Source organism: Flavobacterium cheonhonense, assembly GCF_035671315.1.
Lineage (GTDB): Bacteria > Bacteroidota > Bacteroidia > Flavobacteriales > Flavobacteriaceae > Flavobacterium > Flavobacterium cheonhonense.
Genome location: NZ_JAXAVY010000016.1, coordinates 1 through 2666 on the forward strand (window position 1 = coordinate 1; position 2666 = coordinate 2666).

General features: G+C 29.9%; 4 protein-coding genes. All 4 read left to right on the forward strand.

Annotation, left to right across the window (positions count from 1 at the left end; genetic code table 11):
* The first annotated feature begins 32 nt into the window (after positions 1 to 32).
* The 4 genes from SK086_RS13535 (at position 33) to SK086_RS13550 (ending at position 2509) form a co-directional block, all read left to right on the forward strand.
* Positions 33 to 524 (forward strand): hypothetical protein, encoded by a 492-nt coding sequence (locus tag SK086_RS13535; RefSeq protein WP_324692334.1) that lies wholly within the window; start codon positions 33 to 35, stop codon positions 522 to 524.
* 555 nt (positions 525 to 1079) lie between these two features.
* Positions 1080 to 1412: a PadR family transcriptional regulator gene (locus tag SK086_RS13540; protein ID WP_324692336.1), complete on the forward strand. Its 333-nt coding sequence runs from the start codon at positions 1080 to 1082 to the stop codon at positions 1410 to 1412.
* Positions 1413 to 1416: 4 nt separating this feature from the next.
* Positions 1417 to 2028, forward strand: a complete 612-nt coding sequence (locus tag SK086_RS13545) for a DUF1700 domain-containing protein (RefSeq protein WP_324692338.1) — start codon at positions 1417 to 1419, stop codon at positions 2026 to 2028.
* A 178-nt stretch (positions 2029 to 2206) separates the two neighbouring features.
* The gene (locus tag SK086_RS13550) at positions 2207 to 2509 is read left to right on the forward strand and encodes a hypothetical protein (protein ID WP_324692339.1); all 303 of its coding nucleotides are present in this window, start codon (positions 2207 to 2209) and stop codon (positions 2507 to 2509) included.
* Positions 2510 to 2666 lie beyond the last annotated feature (157 nt).

The window sequence follows — 2666 nt, forward strand, 5'->3', positions numbered from 1 at the left end:
CTTTAGAGAACCCTGAATAATTTAGAACTAATATGCGAACTCATATTTTAATCTTTGCAATATGCTTAAGTTTATTAAGCTGCCAGAAAAAAACTGAAGAAACAAACGAAAAAGAAATTCCTATTATTTCTAGTCAACTTAAACTAGAATTAGATAAATTAATAAAATACTCAGACAGTATGTCCGAAACTCCAAACTTTGAAAAAAAATTTAAATCAATTTGGGTTGTATTTTATGATTTTAAAGATTCTGGTAAGTGTATCGGTATTGAATCACATTATACTTATTATGATGAAAAAGAATGTGACGGTTTTTTTAATTATAACGGTAAAATTATTTCCGTTTACGGTTTGGAAAATGAATACAGTCGAAAATTTATAGACATCAATAGAAACTTAAACTCAACTAAAAAAATTCCTGAATTAAAAAATTACACAGAAAATGGTGAGATGATTGGTGGTATATTCGACGAATTATACGCTGTAGAAGCCAATGGGAAGTTAAAGCGTTGTGCCAAAGCGTAAAAGCCATCACATAACAGCTGTTATCCGCTATAGCTGGTTTTTCTTGAGTTGTACTTCTTTCTTCACGTAAAAATATTATCTTAGCAGACAGTACGCAGTTCGCTGGATTCGCTACAGTCGGATAGCAGCGAAACGTTATGCACAATGGCTAACCACTATTACGGTTAAAATAATGCTTTGCAATTTTTATTAAACAGTCGGCTATTATTCCAATAGCAATAAGAAAAATTAAAGAGTAGAAAAATACTCTTGTTCCGCTCGTTTGATTAAGTAATTCAATTAAGTTGCACATATAGTTTGGTTTATTGCCACAGCGCATAACATCGGTTACACGCCATTGCTGGGTTATTGTTACTATTTTTACTCTCACGTTTTAGCGTATCAGAAACTATTCGGTTCTAATCCGCAACGGACGTGTAGCCGTTTGCGTTATACGACATTTTATCCAAACTACGACATAAAAATAAACTACTGATATTTAGATAATTAATCACATTCAAAATGTTTTTAGCTAAATACATTGTTATACTATGTATTTTGTTTTACATTTGCAATATGAACAAAGAATTTATTGACAAATGGCAATCACAAGTTAAGAAAGGAACTTTATCTTTTGTTGTATTACTTGTGCTAAAGGAAAATGAACTTTATGGTTATGAACTTATTGAAAAAATAAAAGCACTAACCAATATTGAAATTGCAGAAGGAACACTTTATCCGTTATTGAACAGATTAAAAACTGATAATCTTCTGGAGTCTAAATGGATTGAGCAAGAAACTGGAATTCCAAGAAAATACTACTTCTTAACTGAAAACGGAAAACAAACACTTGAAGAAATGAAAATTCAATGGTCAGATTTACAAAATGGTATAAACAAAATAATCTAAAAAAATGGAATTCAAAAAAATACAATTCAAAAATGCTGATGCACAGAAGATTTATGAAAATTATTTAAGACAGATTCAATCAGCAATTAAAAAACTTAACCAAGAAGATAAGAATGATATTCTAATGGAAATGAATAGCCATATTTATGAAAGTATGTCTAAAAACAACAATGAAAATAATGAATTGAAAAATATCATCAATGCTATTGATAAAATTGGAATTCCAAACGATGTTTTAAAACCACTCGTTGCAGAAAAAAAACTTAATCAAGCAACAAAAACTTTTAATCCAATTCACATTTTCCAAGCATTAATTTTAAATTTTTCTTATGGAATAATTTATTTCATATTCTTCATTTCGTATTTATTTCTCTTTTCATTTATTGCTCTAATTTTCGGGAAACTATTACTTCCAAATAATGTTGGTTTCTATTACAAAAAGGGAGAAATTTTCCAATATGGAGGTTTTATTGAAAATGGAAATTTAGAGAATTATGAAATTCTTGGAAATTGGTTTATTCCAGTTACAATCTTGCTCGCAATACTATTCTATTTCTTGATTACTCTTTTGCTGAAACTAAAAAAATCAATGAGAAAAAAGAAAAACGTCGTATAACAGCGGTTAGTAGCTATTGCTGGATTTTCTTAGTTTCACGTTTGTTTTTCACGTAAAAATTCTATCTTAGCTGACAGTACGCAGTTCGTTGGCTTCGCAAAAGCCACTAGCCGCGAAACGTTAGCAGTAATTCATCCCAAAAAGGAACTAAAGCATGATAGACAGAATTTTATCACTAATGAAAGACGACAATAGAATGTCTAATTATTCTTTGTATTTTTTAGGTTTGATTATTACACTTCTAATTTTAAAGTCTTTGCTGAAATCGAAAACAATAAATCCAAAAATATTTGACAATATTGCTCTAATAATATCAGTTCCTTTTTGTATTTTGTTTTTTGGGAATGTATACTTTAATGAAAAATATATTCGTTTATCATATGTTCTTGTTGCAATTTTAGGAGCTATTTTGCAGAAAAAAATACCAAAATTCATAAAATGGTATGATGACAAAGTTGACAAAATGATGGAAAAAAATTGAACTACTGCTAACAGCCGTTATCCGCTATAGCTGGTTTTTCTTGAGTTGTACTTCTTTTTTCACGTAAAAAGTTTATCTTAGCAGACAGTACGCAGTTCGCTGGCATCGCTACAGTCGGATAGCGGCGAAACGTTATGAGTAAGCTTGAATGACGCGC